12 protein-coding genes are annotated in these 14,888 nt (G+C 63.5%); 5 read left to right on the forward strand and 7 right to left on the reverse strand.

Going from position 1 to position 14,888, the window contains the following annotated elements:
* Positions 1-4: 4 nt before the first annotated feature.
* From XI06_RS18960 to XI06_RS18970, 3 genes are all read left to right on the forward strand, one after another.
* Complete coding sequence (locus XI06_RS18960) at positions 5-1,540, forward strand: tripartite tricarboxylate transporter permease (RefSeq protein WP_271606122.1); 1,536 nt, start codon at positions 5-7, stop codon at positions 1,538-1,540.
* Positions 1,537-2,541, forward strand: coding sequence for a 4-hydroxythreonine-4-phosphate dehydrogenase PdxA (locus XI06_RS18965; RefSeq protein WP_237869182.1), 1,005 nt, complete (start codon positions 1,537-1,539; stop codon positions 2,539-2,541). The genes XI06_RS18960 and XI06_RS18965 overlap by 4 nt, the downstream gene beginning before the upstream one ends.
* A gap of 88 nt (positions 2,542-2,629) precedes the next feature.
* On the forward strand, positions 2,630-3,631 hold the full coding sequence (locus tag XI06_RS18970) for a L,D-transpeptidase family protein (RefSeq protein WP_237891898.1): 1,002 nt from the start codon (positions 2,630-2,632) through the stop codon (positions 3,629-3,631).
* 9 nt (positions 3,632-3,640) lie between these two features.
* Here the strand turns inward: XI06_RS18970 and XI06_RS18975 are convergent, their stop codons facing one another.
* Entirely contained in the window at positions 3,641-5,743 is a 2,103-nt protein-coding gene (locus XI06_RS18975) for an adenylate/guanylate cyclase domain-containing protein (RefSeq protein ID WP_237891897.1), read from the reverse strand.
* Between the two features lie 75 nt (positions 5,744-5,818).
* Positions 5,819-6,832 carry a formylglycine-generating enzyme family protein gene (locus tag XI06_RS18980; RefSeq protein ID WP_271606123.1) on the reverse strand — a complete coding sequence of 338 codons (1,014 nt, stop codon included), beginning with the start codon at positions 6,830-6,832 and terminating at the stop codon, positions 5,819-5,821.
* A gap of 502 nt (positions 6,833-7,334) precedes the next feature.
* Here XI06_RS18980 and XI06_RS18985 point away from each other — a divergent pair.
* Complete coding sequence (locus XI06_RS18985; protein ID WP_271606141.1) at positions 7,335-8,330, forward strand: helix-turn-helix domain-containing protein; 996 nt, start codon at positions 7,335-7,337, stop codon at positions 8,328-8,330.
* A gap of 86 nt (positions 8,331-8,416) precedes the next feature.
* Here XI06_RS18985 and XI06_RS18990 read toward each other — a convergent pair whose 3' ends face one another.
* The 5 genes from XI06_RS18990 to XI06_RS19010 form a co-directional block, all read right to left on the reverse strand.
* On the reverse strand, positions 8,417-8,899 hold the full coding sequence (locus XI06_RS18990; RefSeq protein ID WP_237857975.1) for a bleomycin resistance protein: 483 nt from the start codon (positions 8,897-8,899) through the stop codon (positions 8,417-8,419).
* Between the two features lie 137 nt (positions 8,900-9,036).
* Positions 9,037-10,248: a hypothetical protein gene (locus tag XI06_RS18995; RefSeq protein ID WP_271606124.1), complete on the reverse strand. Its 1,212-nt coding sequence runs from the start codon at positions 10,246-10,248 to the stop codon at positions 9,037-9,039.
* A gap of 47 nt (positions 10,249-10,295) precedes the next feature.
* Positions 10,296-10,601 (reverse strand): hypothetical protein, encoded by a 306-nt coding sequence (locus tag XI06_RS19000; RefSeq protein ID WP_271606125.1) that lies wholly within the window; start codon positions 10,599-10,601, stop codon positions 10,296-10,298.
* A 79-nt stretch (positions 10,602-10,680) separates the two neighbouring features.
* The gene (locus tag XI06_RS19005) at positions 10,681-11,346 is read right to left on the reverse strand and encodes a helix-turn-helix domain-containing protein (RefSeq protein WP_271606142.1); all 666 of its coding nucleotides are present in this window, start codon (positions 11,344-11,346) and stop codon (positions 10,681-10,683) included.
* Positions 11,347-11,684: 338 nt separating this feature from the next.
* Positions 11,685-12,761 (reverse strand): methyl-accepting chemotaxis protein, encoded by a 1,077-nt coding sequence (locus XI06_RS19010; RefSeq protein WP_271606126.1) that lies wholly within the window; start codon positions 12,759-12,761, stop codon positions 11,685-11,687.
* Between the two features lie 274 nt (positions 12,762-13,035).
* Here XI06_RS19010 and recJ point away from each other — a divergent pair, with 274 nt between their 5' ends.
* On the forward strand, positions 13,036-14,877 hold the full coding sequence (gene recJ / locus XI06_RS19015; protein WP_271606127.1) for a single-stranded-DNA-specific exonuclease RecJ: 1,842 nt from the start codon (positions 13,036-13,038) through the stop codon (positions 14,875-14,877).
* Positions 14,878-14,888: the final 11 nt, after the last annotated feature.

Consider the following 14,888-nt stretch of genomic DNA (forward strand, 5'->3'; position numbering starts at 1 on the left):
CGCGATGGATAATCTCTCGGAGCTCCTCCACGGCTTCACCATCGCGGTTACCGTGCCGCATCTGGCCTTGATGGTCGTCGGCGTTCTGCTCGGCATTCTCGTCGGCGTGTTGCCAGGGCTCGGCGCGCCGAACGGGGTATCGCTGCTGCTGCCGCTGACCTTTGGCATGCAGCCGGTCTCGGCGATCATCCTGCTCTCCAGCATGTATTGGGGCGCGCTGTTCGGGGGATCCGTGACCTCGATCCTGTTCAACATCCCCGGCGAGCCATCATCGGTCGCCACCACGTTCGATGGCTATCCGATGGCGCGCGACGGAAGGCCAACCACGGCGCTGGCCACCGCCTTCGGCTCGGCCGCGTTCGGTGCGCTTGTTGGCGTCATCCTGATTACCTTCCTGGCGTCATGGGTCGCGCAGGTCGCCCTCGCGTTTGGTCCGGCGGAATATTTCGCTGTCTATTTCCTGGCGTTTGCGAGCTTTGTCGGCATGGGCGGCGCGGCGCCGATCAAGACCGTCGTCGCGCTCGCGATCGGCTTTGCGATCGCCGCCATCGGCATCGACACCGTCTCCGGCAGCGTCCGTCTCACCATGGGCATCGACGAGCTCGTCAAGGGCGTGAATTTCGTCGTCGCGGTGATGGGCCTGTTCGGCATTGGCGAGCTGCTGGTCGCGGTCGAGGAGGAGTTTCACGCCCGTGCCGTTTCCTCGAAGATCGACTGGCTGGAGGTGTTCCGTGCGGTCGGCCGCCTGCCACGCCACAGCGTTGCGTTGCTGCGGAGCGCGGCGATCGGCTGCTGGATGGGGATCACTCCGGGCGGCCCGACCGCGGCCTCCTTCATGAGCTACGGTATCGGCCGCCGCTTCTCGCGCCGCGGCCGTTACTTCGGCACCGGCGAGGTCGAAGGCATCATTTCGCCCGAGACGGCCGATCACGCCGCGGGCACCAGCGCGCTGTTGCCGATGCTTTCGCTCGGCATTCCCGGCTCGGCGACTGCGGCGGTCATGATGGGCGGGCTGATGATCTGGGGCCTCAATCCAGGTCCCATGCTGTTCGTGGACCAGAAAGACTTCGTCTGGGGCCTGATTGCCTCGATGTATGTCGGCAACATCGTCGCGGTCGCGCTGGTGCTGCTGACCGTGCCCGTGTTCGCCGCCTTGATGCGGATTCCCTTCGTGGTCATCGCGCCGCTGATCGTGATCATCTGCGTCGTCGGCGCCTATTCGGTTTCGAACTCCTATCTCGACGTGGTGATGATGCTGGGCTTCGGCGTCGTCGGCTATCTCTTCAAGAAGCTGTTCTATCCCTTGGCGCCGCTGGTGCTCGCCATCGTCATCGGCGACAAGGCCGAGGATGCGTTCCGACAGTCGATGCTGATGTCCAAGGGATCCCTCGGCATCTTCTTCGCCAACAAGCTGGTGACGTGCCTCGTGGTCGCCGGGATCGCATTGCTGTTGTTGCCGCTGGCGTTGCAGCTGTTCGCGCGCATTTTCCGCAAGCCCGCCAGCATCGAAACGACGACCCAGGAAAAGGTGATCATATGACCGGAAAGCCGCTGATTGCGCTGGCGATGGGAGATCCTGCCGGCATCAGTCCGGAGCTGACGGCAAAACTCGTTACGCAGGATGATATCCGCGCACGGTGCCGGCTCGTGGTCATCGGCGACCGCCGCGTGTTCGACGCGGGCGCGAAGGTCGCAGGTGTCGCGCCTGAACTGACGGCGGTGGAGCAGGGCGCCGATTTCGATGAGCTCACAGGCGATACGCTATTCCTCGATCTCGGCCACCTCGAACCCGCGCGGATCGAGCGCGGCGTGGCGAGCCTTGCGGGCGGCCAGTTTGCGCTGGCCAATTACAAGCGGGCGCTCGAATTTGGCAGGGATGGCCGGGTCGATGCCGTTTGCTTCACGCCCTTCAACAAGGCGGCGATGCGGCTCGCGCGCTCGGAGTATGACGACGAGATCGCCTTCTCCGCGGAGGTGGTGGGCTTGCGGACGCCGGCCAGCGAATTCAACGTGCTGGGTGCGCTCTGGAATGCACGCGTGACCTCGCACATTCCGCTGAGGGATGTTGCTGCAAAACTGTCGAGCGAGCGCATCCAGCGCGCGCTGAAACTGACCGATACCTGCATGCGCAATGCCGGGTTCGCGCGGCCGCGCATTGCGGTCGCGGGCCTCAATCCGCACGCCGGCGACGGCGGCAATTTCGGCCGAGAGGAAATCGATGTCATTGCGCCGGTGGTGGAAGCCGGCCAGCGCGACGGCATTGCCGTGGACGGGCCGTTTCCGGCCGACACCGTGTTCCTGCGCGCCAAGGCAGGCGCCTTCGATGCGGTGCTGACGATGTATCACGACCAGGGCCAGATCGCGATGAAGCTGATGGGGTTCGATCGTGGCGTCACCTTGCTCGGCGGCTTCCCGTTTCCGATCTGCACGCCCGCACACGGCACCGCCTACGACATCGCAGGCCAGGGCGTCGCATCGATAGGCGCCAGCCGCGCCGCGGTGCTGCTCGCGGCGGAGATGGCTGGGCGGCGCGACGCCTGAACGGCGTTCGCGGTTCAGGAAAAACTGGAAACTTCCGCCGTCGAGCCGAGTTGCCAATCCGACGAACGAATCCCGTCGGAGCTGGAACATGCCAGCAATGAAGGTTGCTCTTGCCGTTGCGTTCTCCGCCCTTGTCGCCACACCGGCGATCGCCGCGGCAATGGACGCGGCCGCCATCGCGTCCGCCGAACCTTCGAAGAAGACCCTGTCGAACGAGAAGCCGACCCCGGCCGGGGTGCGTCTTCAGGTCCTGCTGGACCGGGCGCACTTCTCTCCCGGCGAGATCGACGGCAGATTCGGCGAGAATGCCAGGAAGGCGCTTCGCGCCTATGCCGAAGCGCGGCAAGTGCCTGCTTCGGATCAGGTGACGGATGACGTCTGGAAGGCGCTCCAGGCGGACGCGCGGTCGCCGATGACGACCTACACCATCACCGACAAGGACGTCTCAGGCCCGTTCCTGCGCAGGCTTCCGTCGAAGATGGAAGACATGAAGGACATTCCGAAGCTCGGCTACACCAGTCCGCGCGAAGAGCTGGCCGAGAGGTTTCACATGAGCGAGCAGCTGCTGGCGGCGCTCAATCCGGGGCGTCACTTCGATCGCGCCGGCGAGACCATCGCCGTGGTCGACGCAGGCGAGGGCGCTACGCCTGCCAAGGCCGACAGGGTCGAGATCGACAAGGTCAGGCAAACCGTAAAACTGTTCGACAAGTCGAATGCGCTGATCGGGTTCTATCCGGCGAGTGTCGGCAGCGAGGACAAGCCGTCGCCGTCAGGCTCGCTGAAGGTCACCGAGATCGATCCAAACCCGACCTATCGCTACAATCCCGCCTATCATTTCAAGGGCGTTCATTCCCGAAAACCCTTCAAGATCATGCCCGGGCCGAACAATCCGGTCGGCACGATGTGGATCAATCTGTCCGCCGACGGCTACGGCATCCACGGCACGCCGTCGCCGCAAAATATCTCCAAGGGACAATCGCATGGCTGCGTACGCCTGACCAACTGGGATGCCGAACGGGTAGCTGCCAGCGTCGCCAAGGGAACGCCTGTGGTGTTCACGGAAGGCGTTTACCCGACCGCTGCCAGGTAAACCCTCAGGTCACGCCTCCGCGCTCGTCCCCTGGGCAGCGTTGCGAAACCGCGTCGCATGAAATTGTGCGACGCTGTCTCTGGGATAGTCGTGCAGGAAACCGGAGAGCCGGACCAGGGTAGTCTCCGCCGGGCCATCCTGTGCGATCGAGGCAAAGACCTCGTCCCAGTGTCTGCACATCGCGATCTCGCTCGCGTCGGCCTGCGCCAGTTCGCCGCGCAGTTCGCTGACCTCGATCGGCTCGGCAAACCCTTTCGGGGTGATGCTGTCGACGCTGCGGAAAAGGAACGCATGGCCGACGCGTTCGCGTACGGCGGCGCTGACCAGCACATGCGTACCGTAGTTCTTGTTGAGGCCCTCGAGCCGCGAGGCCAGGTTCACGGTGGCGCCGAGCGCAGTGTAGTTCATGCGGTCGCTGGAGCCGACATTGCCGACCACGGCGTCGCCGACATTCAGGCCGTACCGGGTGTCGTAAGGCGGCCAGCTCTCATGCCGGAACTGCTTGTTGAGCGCCTCGTTCGCGGCAAGGCACGCCAGAACGGCGCGGCAGGCGTTGACGGTATGGTCAGGATCGTCAGCCGGCGCATTCCAGAGCGCCATCACGGCATCGCCGATATATTTGTCGACCGTGCCCCGGTGCCGCATGATCTCGTCCGAGAGGACCGCAAAATAGCGCGAGGTGTAGATCATCACCTGCGACGGGTCGGCCCGCTCGGTCTTTGCGGTGAAGTCGGCGACGTCGGTGAACAGCACTGTGACCTCGCGCCTGGTGCCGCCGAGGCGGAGCGAGGCGCCGGTCTCGATCAGCTGCCGTACGATCGGGCGCGGGATGAAGCTGGCAAAACTGCTGACCACGCTGCGCATGGTGAAGACCGAGCGGCCGAGTTCCTCGATCTCGGCGATGGCGGAGCGAATGCGGGGCCGCTCCGCGAGGTCGAAGCGCTGGATCGCGTCGGTCTCCTGGACAAGCTTGCGCAGCGGCTCGGCCATGCGCGATCCCAGCCAGAATGCAAACGGCAGCGTGGCGCCGACGAAGGCGAGCGCCAGCGCGAACAGGGTACGGCGCTCGTTGATGATCCGGGCATAAAACTCGTCGAGCGGCGCGATGATCGCGAGCCGGACATTGGCCGAGCCGGTGGTGTCGAGCCGGTGGACCGCCGCGATATAGGTGCGGCCGGCCTGATCGTCGAAGAACTGCTGGGCTTGCCCGCCGTCGCGCCAGGAGCGGATGATCGGAACCAGCCCCGGCAGCTTCAGCGCGCCGACCTGCGGCAGGTCGTCCTGTCGTTCGGGAATCTCCGTCATGAGACGGGTCATCTCGGGATGGCCGACGATGCGGTCGGCATCGTTGAACAGGAACGCTTGCCCGGATTGCCCGAGCTTCTGTTCCGCCAGCATCGCCTCGAACCGGTTAAGCAGGACGTCGCCGGCGACGACGCCGCGGCGGCCTTCCTTCAAGGGCGTGCGCAGCGTGTAGCCGGGCTCGCCCGTGGCGTAGAACACGTAAGGCCCTGTCAGCAGCGTCTTGTCGTTCTTGAACGCCTCGACATACCAGGGCCGTTGCCGCGGGTCGTAGCCGGCGGGGCCGGGGACCTCCGCGACCTGGATCAGGTTCTCCGACAGATATTGCGTGACCGGCGCAGCTCCCGCCGTCCGCGCGACCACGACCAGCCGGAACGCTGCGTCCTGATCGACCTTCAATCCCGTTCTGAACGCTGGCCTGGCGCGGTCGATCACGTCCATCTCGATGAACGATCCGTCCTCATAGCCGACATAGAGATTGAACAGCTGCGGATTGTTGCGCAGCATCGCCGCCATCAGGGCGTAGAGCCGCGTATTGTCGGCGATCTCTGCCCCCTGGATCGCCGGCAGGCCAGAGAGGATGTCGAGATTGTCGCGTACGGTCTTGAACCGCTCGTCGACATGGTCGGCACCGAGCTGCGCCACCTTCTCGATGAAGCCGCGCGCCGCCGTCCGCGTGATCGATGTCACCCGCGCGAAGCTGAGATAGACCAGGGTCAAGCCGACAAGCAGCACCACGCCCACGAACACCGTGATGATCGATGTCTGGAAGCCGATGCTGAATTGCCGCTTTGTCGGTTCTCCGGTCATCGAATCTGCGCTAGCGCCTCCGCCAGTATTTTCGAGTTGGTGTTATTCTCCAACTCGCTGCTCATGCAGCACTCCCTATGTTGCAGCAGATCCTTCTTGTTCGCGGTGAATGACGAGGGGCGTGCGCGCGACACAACGGAAGCCGACATGGCTGGTCGAGGTGTCGACCGGTTCGGCGTGGCGCGCGGCGGGGCGATAGCGGCGGCAATAGTTCGGTGCGCAGAGATGCGAGCCGCCCTTGAGAACCTTGCGAGGAATCCTGATGTCGGGGAGGCGAGGGTCGTAGCTTGCATCCTCGCGGCCCCCGCGAGGGTTTTGCGGAATGCAGCAGGGCTTTGCGGCGTCGGCTGTGTGCCTCGCCGACCACCAGTCCGAAGTCCATTCCCAGACGTTGCCGATCATGTCGTAGAGGCCGTTGCCGTTGGGCGGGAAGGCCATGACCGGCGAGGTACGCTCGTACCCATCCTCGCCGAGATTCTGGACAGGGAAGTTGCCCTGCCAGATGTTGGCCATGTGCTTGCCGCCGGGCATAAGGGCATCGCCCCAGGCAAACTCTTCCCCCTCGAGCCCGCCGCGCGCAGCGAATTCCCATTCGGCTTCCGTCGGCAGCTCCTTGCCTGCCCAGCGCGCATAAGCGGCGGCATCGCTAAAGGAGACATGCACGACCGGATGGTCGTCGAGGCCTTTGATGTTGCTGCCGGGGCCGTAGGGGTGGCGCCAGTTCGCGCCTCGCACGAACGACCACCACTGGCTCCAGTCGGTGAGATCGGTGATGCGGGGCAGCGGCGAGAACACCAGCGATCCCGAGTAGAGCATCTCCTTCAGCGCTCCGGGATAGTCCTTCGCGTCAGGAATGATCTGGGCCTCAGTGACATGGCCTGTTTCGTCGATGAACTGCTTGAACTGCCTGTTGGTCACAGGCGTCCGATCGATCCAGAAGCCGTCGACGAAGACGCGATGGCTCGGCGCTTCTTCTGGGTAGTGATGGTCCGATCCCATGCGATACGTTCCGCCGGGGATGAAGACCATCTCGCCGGTCTTCGCGTCATCCGGCAACCATTCGCAGTGAGTCAGATCCGCCCGCAGCATCGTTGGAAACTCCAATACGCGTATTCCAGCTGACGCTACGGCGCGGACTTCAGCAGACGACGGCACGTTCCCGGGCATGTTGGACACATTGTCTGGTCCTCCTCCTTTTTGGCGCTCGGGAAGGGACGACGCGTCATTGCGTCAACATCTCTTTCCTTTGCGCGCATGCGCGCACGCTTTTGGGCACACGGCACATCATTGCCGCGTGCACTCTGCCATCCGCAAAGCGCGTTCGATCGATATCGCTGAGGTTGCAAAAGGTATCCGAAGATTGACCGGCTGTGATGTGCAAATTGTGCCAGGACGCGCAAGCGAGGCGAGGCTTAATCAAGTCATGCTGCAAATCCGGGCAATTGCGGCACTCCGCAAGCAATTGTCTCGCCGGGATTCCCTAGCGTTTGACTCAAAATGCCAAGGCAGATTGTCGCATCCACCTCGCCTTGCGGTGGTATTGTACTGTCGGTTGCCGCAGAATTGTCGCGCTTCAGTAACAGGGTACGGCATGGAGCAATCCCTTCTGGTTGATTCGAAAAGGCTGGACGGATTCGAAGGCCTTCACCAGGCCGTTCACGGCTCGCATGTCGATGTGATGCAGCTCGGCCGCGGGCGTTTGCGAGGAACGCTCTCCCATGTCGGCATCGACGATTTCTCGCTCAGCATCGGCACCTTCAACGTCGGCATGCGCACGCAACGTGTCTCCAGCGATGACAAGTTGATCATCGGAATGCTGCTGTCGGCCGAAGAGCGCGTCGCGCATTGGTCGTTCGACATGCAGCTCAACGACGTGCTGGTGATCCCGCCGCTGCTGGAGCATGACGGGGTTTTTCACGGCGCATCTGCTTATGCCGCCATGCGGTTCGATCTTGGCGAGGTGACTTCGCTATTCGGCGGTGAAGCGCGGTTGAGCGATCCCGACACCTGGCGCAGCCGCGGCCATTTCCGGGCGGATATCGAGACCGGCGCGATTGCCTCGCGCCGCCTGGTCCGGATCATGTCGCATTTGCGCACGCACAGCGGCGGCCTGACGCCCTCCACGGCCGATTTCTGGAAACGATCGATCGTCGAATGTATGGCGGCGAATGTCATGTCGGCGCTGCCGCCCGACGACGAGGGTTGGCTGCCGTCGGCAAGGCGGCTGATCCGTCGGGTCGAAGAGCATCTCGACGCGGCCGGCAACCGCCCGGTGCATGTGGCGGAGATCTGCGCAGCGCTCGGCGTATCGCGGCGTACCCTGCACCGCGCCTTTCAGGAGGTTTTCGGCCTGGGCCCGGTCAGCTTCCTCCGCCACAAGCGGCTTTGCGCGGTTCATTCCATCCTGCGCGACAGCGCGCCCGGTTCGGTCACCGTGGCTGCCGTCGCGATGGGGCAGGGCTTTTATGAGCTCGGCCGGTTCGCGCAATATTACCTGGCAATGTTCGGGGAGCGCCCGTCGCAGACGCTCGGCGGGGTGACATTGCTGGCTGAAGGGGACGACATCGCAAGGGCCGAACTCGGGTAACTCTGCGACCCTGATTGGCCGCAGCCGCGGCCATGTTTCCCTGCAGATCTGGGCAGTGGTCGACGGCACCAAAGCCCAGGTGCGCGTCACGACGGCCCGCGTGTCCCAAGGCGTTCGACGAGGCGGATCAAATAGCCGTCGGGATCCTGCACGAGAAACTCGCGCTGCCCAACCTCGAGGTCGCCGGCGCGATACCAAGCTTCATTTGGCGGCTCGTAGAGCGGCCATTTCGCACCGTCGAGCGCTTTCAGGATCAGATCGATGCGGTCGACGACCATCTGTAAATTAATGCCGCGACCGAATGGGCGCTGCATCTCGGCGGTTTCCCAGCGGCCGTTCAATTCGCACAGCATCACCTGGAGGCGCCCCCTGACGAGATAGGCAAATCGGGCATCGGGACGGTCATAGGCAATCGCAAAGCCGAGCAGGTCGCGCCAGAACGACAGGCTGGCCTCGATGTTCGAAACGCTGAGCTCAGGCACGAGATCGGCAAAGCCGTCGGGCGGTGCGTGTCCCGTGCTCGGGGAGGTGGCGCGGGCAACGGGGTCGGACAGGAGTGGTGTGGGCATTGCGGCGTCGCCTGATCTGTTGAATCGTCAGTGAGGGCAGTTATCGCAGCGCAGTGATGCGGAGGCCAGCCGCCAAATGATGCGGGCAGACGTTGAGATTACCCGCGGAAACCTCGAACGTTCGTAGGACCGTCCGGCTAGAACAAGATTCCCAACAATTTCTTCACCAGCTCCTCCAGGGGAATCATCGTCAGCAAGAGCGGGAGCACCGGCAAAGCCGTTACGATGGCCAGCTGCAAGATTGTTTCCTTCGTGAAGGGGACAACACGCATTGTCCGCACCACCTCCAGGCTATTGCCCAGATCGGCGAGTGATTGAATATCGCTACTGCCGACCAATGGTTCGTTCGATGGTGTTCCGTGCATCCATTTCGCGTCAAACTCGCGCACGTAGCGCTCGGCCAGCGTGCCATACTCCCGAAGACCCTGCCGCTTGGCGTGAGCAAGTTGGGAGGCGAAAACCAGCAGGGGGCCAAGCGTGACGCACTCGAGAAAGACGACAAGCGACAGGATTTCAAGCACGAAGTCAGACAGTCTGGCGTCGAGGTGATAGATGCGGTTGCCGAGAACACCGGCAAGCAGAACGCCATGGGCCAGCAGGAGCGGGATAAACGCGTAAAGGATGTCCGACAGAAAGCCCAGGCCCGCGACGCGATCCGGGTGTGTCGGCATCAGGCTCAATTCAATGCGCGAGACCTGCCAGAGGAAGCGCGCCCAGATGAACATTCGGAAGTACCAGCGGCACAGCAGGAACTGGAAGATCGGGAGGCTTACGTAGCTGAACCACATTCCGGCGAGTGAAAGCTGCGCGCCGCCAACGGCCGGTTTCGCGTACCAAGTGACCGTGTCGAGTGCGATGTAATGTCGCCAGATGACAAGGATTCCGACGATGTACACGAATAGGAATAGCAGCACCTCAGCGAGCATGGAGTTGCGGAGTCGAACGACCGACTCGATCGCCGAGTCGAACCGCGACATTTGATTTTCCGGTATCAAGTTGCGCTCCAGGAATTGCTTCACAATGAAGCGCATGCGCCGGTGCACGATAATCTCGGCCTCCAGGAGGAGTGGAATGGCGAGCAGGAAGCGGGTGTAGACCTCCACGTCGAACAGGAACGGAACCGGCACGCGGCCGTGAAGTGCGTCTCCCTCGAAGAGCGAAAGGGCGAGAAGCGGAAGCCAGCAAAACAGCGAGATCACCAAAGTGCGCCGTGGCGCAAATTCCAGCTTGTTGCCGGTCAAATGGGCCCGACGCAGGAACTGGAAGACCGGACCTCCGAGGATCAGCGAGAAGTCTTGCGAATGGTCCCTGAGGAAACCGCTGCCTGGATGCGATCGATGAGGCATCATGGGTCACTGTTTAAGGACGGATTGCTCGGTCGAGAGCGGCAAAGGGGTCACGCAGCCTGACTGTTCAAAGCCACCGCAGCAAAGCAGCGCCCACGGACATCGATCGGCGGCTTGCAAGCATCCCCGATGCCGGGTTTGACGACTGCCGGCACCCGTGTCGGCACGTTGTCGCGGGCGTGAGATCTGGTCAACGTGACGGGCAGTCTGTCGCTCTTGGCTGCGCGAAGAACAACCTGGCGCGTATCCGTCTGGTTTGCTCCCGGGCTCCAAAGGGCATTCTGGTAGGCCGCGACCGAGCTGGTAATCCCCACCAGATAGGTAAGCGAGTGCAATGTAAGCGTCTTGATGAGCATGACCATTCCTCCCATTGGCCTTGCAGAGATCCGAGCGGCTCTCGCCTTGGCCAAGCCAAGGGCGACTTCCGCTGCAAAATCAGGCGTCGAGCCTCGAAAGCCGGTTTCGATCGAGCACTTCCAGTCGTCGCTGAGTCGTTCCGTCAAATCGCAAGATCTGGTCGTCTCGCAAAATCGACAGGGCGCGTGAGACGGTTTCGAGGGTGAGTCCGAGGTAGTCCGCGATGTCGCGACGCGTCATCGGCAGGTTCATGACTCTCGGATGTGCCAGCCGGTCGTCCATCTCGAGCAGGAATGCAGCGACCTTCTCCAACGATGTCTTCCGACCCAGAAGCAGCATGTGGTTCTCGGCGTGCTGAAGATTCTGGGTGACGAAGCCGATGAGGTGCTTTGGCCCGGCGCCTTGGTTTGGCATCGCTCCCAGAAGATTGCTTCGCCTCATGATGCGCACATCGGTCTCGACGATAGCTTCGGCGGTAAAGCGGTGCGTTTCGCTGTTCTCGAAACCGAACATGTCGCCGGACAAATGAAACGCGTTGATTTGGCGCCGACCGTCCGGGAGCAGCTTGTAGGTACGCACGGCTCCGGAGTTGATCTGGTAAACGTATTCTGCGTCCTCGCCCTCGCCGAAAATCTCGCTGCCTCTGCGATACCTGAACTCACTGCAGAGCGCGCGATTGCCAGCAACGGCAGCCAGATGACCGTCGATCGGACGGCGCTGCGCCGTATTGATTCTAACCAGCATGGGCCGACCTCCCGTGATTTTCGGGAATAATTGGCAGCGGGAACCGTGCCGGCTTTGATCGAGCGCAAATTCGCCGCGACCTACGTAATTGTCCGGAGCCACGATGTCCGAAGGGGCAGCTGCTGGGAATGCCCGAGGGAGCCCGCCGTGTGGCCAGGCGGGCGCGTTCACGGCTCGAGGGAAAAGCGGGTCTCAGACCTCGCGATCATCGCAGGTCGGGGTGTTTTGCCCGACGTGTCAACAACGGGCTCAAGCTCCGTGCAAGCAGCACTCTCGCTACTGTGCATGGGGTTGTTTTCACGATTTGGATTGGGGAGCCGGGCCGGCCGGCTCCAGCCTCACGCCCCGCAGACGATCACGCCGTACCAGCCGAGGCCGCGATAGGTCTCGTAGCCCGGCGTCGCGTGGAAGGCGACCATCGCGCCTGTCCGGTCGTGATAGAAGCCGGAGCGCTCGCCGTTGAGCGACAGCGAGACGCGCTCGCTCAAAATGCCCTGGCCGTCGGAGGCGGCGATGACACGGAAATGCGAGTCGACCAGCAGCACGCGAGCCTTGTCACTGTCGCCGACGCGCACGCCCTGCACGATCGCGCGCGCCTGCGGCTCCCAGTCGAAATGAATGGCGAGCACGCCGATCGGCGCGCCGTGGGCCTCTCCGCCGACGCGGACGCTGGCGCAGTAGGTGGCGACCTGGGCGTTGCCGAGCAGCGGCTGGTTCTCGACGTCGCCGGCGACATAGTCGTCGCCGGAGCGCAGGGTCTTCGCCTCGCGAAACCATTTGGTGTGGGCGACGTTCTGGCCGACGACGCGAAAGCGATCCGCGCGGCCATTGGCGATGACATTGCCGTCGAGGTCGCAGAGCCAGAGGTCGAGGTAAACGGTGTAGGCGCCGAGAATGACGCCGAGGCGCTGCGTGGCATGGCTGACCGCGGCCGGAGCGGGCGAGGCGGCGCAATCGACCACGGCAGAATCGGTCGCCCACCAGCGCACGTCGCAGGTGCGCTCATAAAGGTTGCGGTCGATCAGCTCGATCGCGTTCAGGGACAAGTCCATCATGCGCTCGCCGCGCGAGCGCTGGCTCATGCGCTCGATCGAGGCGACGAGATCGCCGGTGCGTTTGGTCAGCTGGGTCTCGAGTTCGCGGGCGATGGTCTCGACCTGCTGGCCGACGCCGCGCACCTCCTGCGCCACCACAGCAAAGCCCGCGCCTTGCGCGCCGGCCCGCGAACTTTCGATCAGCGCGTTCAGCGCCAGCATCTTCATCTGGTTGGTGATCTGCTGGATCGACTTGGTCTTGTCGACGGCGATCTGGTTGACCTCCGCGGTCAGGCGGTTGATCAGCGCGGAAATGTCGGAATCGTCGTTAGCGGGCTCAGTGGTAACAGGCTTGGATTTCAAACCCAGCGCAACAGACATCGGGGGCTTCCCTTGGCAATGACGTCTGACCTGCAATGACCCGGAACTAAAAATTACAGATCGAATGAGACTCGTTTTCGAAGATTCCTGCTAACGCTCACTTAATTTGCTGTCCGCGTGACTGCTCAAATGGTAGTCAACTCGCTCAGCATTTCGGCAATCCACCGCTTTGTGGGCTGCTGACGTTGCAAAATGCCAGGGATTCCCGGTGAATCCTGCGATCGGAGGCGGCCGTCGCGCCGCTGTTTGTACCGGACCACTTGAACCACGAATCATGACGCCTCCCGCCACCGCTTTGCCCGTCGAAATGCCCCAGGCGTTCCTGGGTGTGGCGCGCTCGCTCACCGACAAGCTCTGGCGCGACCGGCTGGACGCAAGAGGCGCGGCCAAGGCGCTTGCCATCGTGCAGCAGCACCAATTGCCGGAACTGCTGGCGCGGGTGCTGGCCGGCCGCGGCGTCGACATCGATGCCGTCCCTGATTTCCTCGATCCGACCATTCGAAAACTTATGCCGGATCCGTTCACGGTGACGGAGATGGAGGCGGCCGCGAAGCGCATCGCCGATGCCGCCGCGAAGGGCGAGGCGGTCGCCATCTTCGGCGATTACGACGTCGACGGTGCGACCTCTGCAGCGCTGCTGGCCTGGCACCTGCGCCATTGCGGGCTCGACCCGCTGATCCATATTCCCGATCGCATCTTTGAGGGTTATGGCCCCAACGTCGAGGCCGTTCGAGGCCTCGCGGCCAAGGGCGCCACGCTGCTCGTCACGGTGGATTGCGGCACCACCAGCATCGAGCCGCTCGCTGAAGCGAAACGGCTGGGCATGTCTGTGGTGGTGATCGATCATCATCAGGCCGGCACGGAGCTGCCGGAGGTCGACGCGCTGGTCAATCCGAACCGGCTCGACGATCTCTCGGGCCTTGGCCATCTCGCCGCTGTCGGCCTCGTGCTGGTGACGCTGGTTGCGGTGAACAGAGAACTGCGCCAGCGCGGCTTCTGGAAGGCGGAGATGCCCGAGCCCGATTTGCTCGGCATGCTGCATCACGTCGCGCTGGGCACCGTCGCGGATGTGGCTCCGTTGATCGGGCTGAACCGCGCCTTCGTCGCAAAAGGGCTGATCGCGATGCGGCGGCGCGACCATGTCGGCCATACCGCGCTGATGGACGTGGCGCGGCTCAACGGTCCGCCCGAAGCCTGGCACCTCGGCTTCATGCTGGGACCGCGCGTCAATGCCGGCGGGCGGATCGGCCGCGCCGATCTCGGTGTCCGGTTGCTGCTCGAAGGCGACAGCGTCGAGGCCGCGCGGATCGCCGCCGAGCTCGACCGCCTCAACAGCGAGCGTCGCGTCATCGAGCAGGCCGCCGAAGCGCAGGCCGAAGCCGAAGCGCTCGCCTCGATCGGGCTGGAAGACAAGCTCGCCGTCATCGTCACCGCGTCCGAAGGCTGGCATCCCGGCGTGGTCGGCCTCGTTGCCTCCCGGTTGAAGGAGAAGTTCTCGCGGCCCGCCTTTGCGATCGCGCTGGAGCCCGGCGGCATCGGCACGGGTTCGGGCCGCTCGATTGCCGGCGTCGATCTGGGCAAGGCGGTGCGGCAGGCCGTGGCCGACGGCATTCTGCTGAAAGGCGGCGGTCACGCGATGGCCGCGGGCGTGACGCTCCGCAAGGAGAAGCTCGCCGAATTCCGTGCCTATCTCGAAAACGCACTGGCACAGGACGTCGCCGAAGCGCGCCACGTCAACGAGCTCTATATCGATGGCGCGGTCTCGGCGCGCGCGGTGACGACGGAGCTTGCGACCACGCTTAATCGTGCCGGACCGTTCGGTAGTGGCAATCCCGAGCCGGTGCTGGCGTTGCCGGCGCATCAGCTCGTCTTTGCCGAGGAGGTTGGGCAGGCGCATTTGAGACTGCGTTTCAAGTCCGGCGATGGCGCCATCGTCAACGGCATCGCGTTCCGTTCGGTCGGGCAAAAGCTAGGGCATGCGCTTCTCGCCAATCGCGGCCAGCAACTGCACGTCGCAGGATCATTGTCAGTCGATCGCTACCAGGGCGCCGAGCGCGTGCAATTCCGCGTCATCGATGTCGCACTTCCGGACCAGGGGCCATCCGTGATTAGGTAACGCATGGTCAG

The organism is Bradyrhizobium sp. CCBAU 11434 (genome assembly GCF_028128895.1).
Classification (GTDB): Bacteria; Pseudomonadota; Alphaproteobacteria; order Rhizobiales; family Xanthobacteraceae; genus Bradyrhizobium; species Bradyrhizobium zhengyangense.

What these genes read in the sequence shown, in the direction of transcription:
- XI06_RS18960 (WP_271606122.1), top strand. Translation starts at nt 5, where the DNA reads ATGGATAATCTCTCGGAGCTCCTCCACGGCTTCACCATCGCGGTTACC.
- XI06_RS18965 (WP_237869182.1), top strand. Translation starts at nt 1,537, where the DNA reads ATGACCGGAAAGCCGCTGATTGCGCTGGCGATGGGAGATCCTGCCGGC.
- XI06_RS18970 (WP_237891898.1), top strand. Translation starts at nt 2,630, where the DNA reads ATGCCAGCAATGAAGGTTGCTCTTGCCGTTGCGTTCTCCGCCCTTGTC.
- XI06_RS18975 (WP_237891897.1), bottom strand. Translation starts at nt 5,743, where the DNA reads ATGACCGGAGAACCGACAAAGCGGCAATTCAGCATCGGCTTCCAGACA.
- XI06_RS18980 (WP_271606123.1), bottom strand. Translation starts at nt 6,832, where the DNA reads ATGCTGCGGGCGGATCTGACTCACTGCGAATGGTTGCCGGATGACGCG.
- XI06_RS18985 (WP_271606141.1), top strand. Translation starts at nt 7,335, where the DNA reads ATGGAGCAATCCCTTCTGGTTGATTCGAAAAGGCTGGACGGATTCGAA.
- XI06_RS18990 (WP_237857975.1), bottom strand. Translation starts at nt 8,899, where the DNA reads ATGCCCACACCACTCCTGTCCGACCCCGTTGCCCGCGCCACCTCCCCG.
- XI06_RS18995 (WP_271606124.1), bottom strand. Translation starts at nt 10,248, where the DNA reads ATGATGCCTCATCGATCGCATCCAGGCAGCGGTTTCCTCAGGGACCAT.
- XI06_RS19000 (WP_271606125.1), bottom strand. Translation starts at nt 10,601, where the DNA reads ATGCTCATCAAGACGCTTACATTGCACTCGCTTACCTATCTGGTGGGG.
- XI06_RS19005 (WP_271606142.1), bottom strand. Translation starts at nt 11,346, where the DNA reads ATGCTGGTTAGAATCAATACGGCGCAGCGCCGTCCGATCGACGGTCAT.
- XI06_RS19010 (WP_271606126.1), bottom strand. Translation starts at nt 12,761, where the DNA reads ATGTCTGTTGCGCTGGGTTTGAAATCCAAGCCTGTTACCACTGAGCCC.
- recJ (WP_271606127.1), top strand. Translation starts at nt 13,036, where the DNA reads ATGACGCCTCCCGCCACCGCTTTGCCCGTCGAAATGCCCCAGGCGTTC.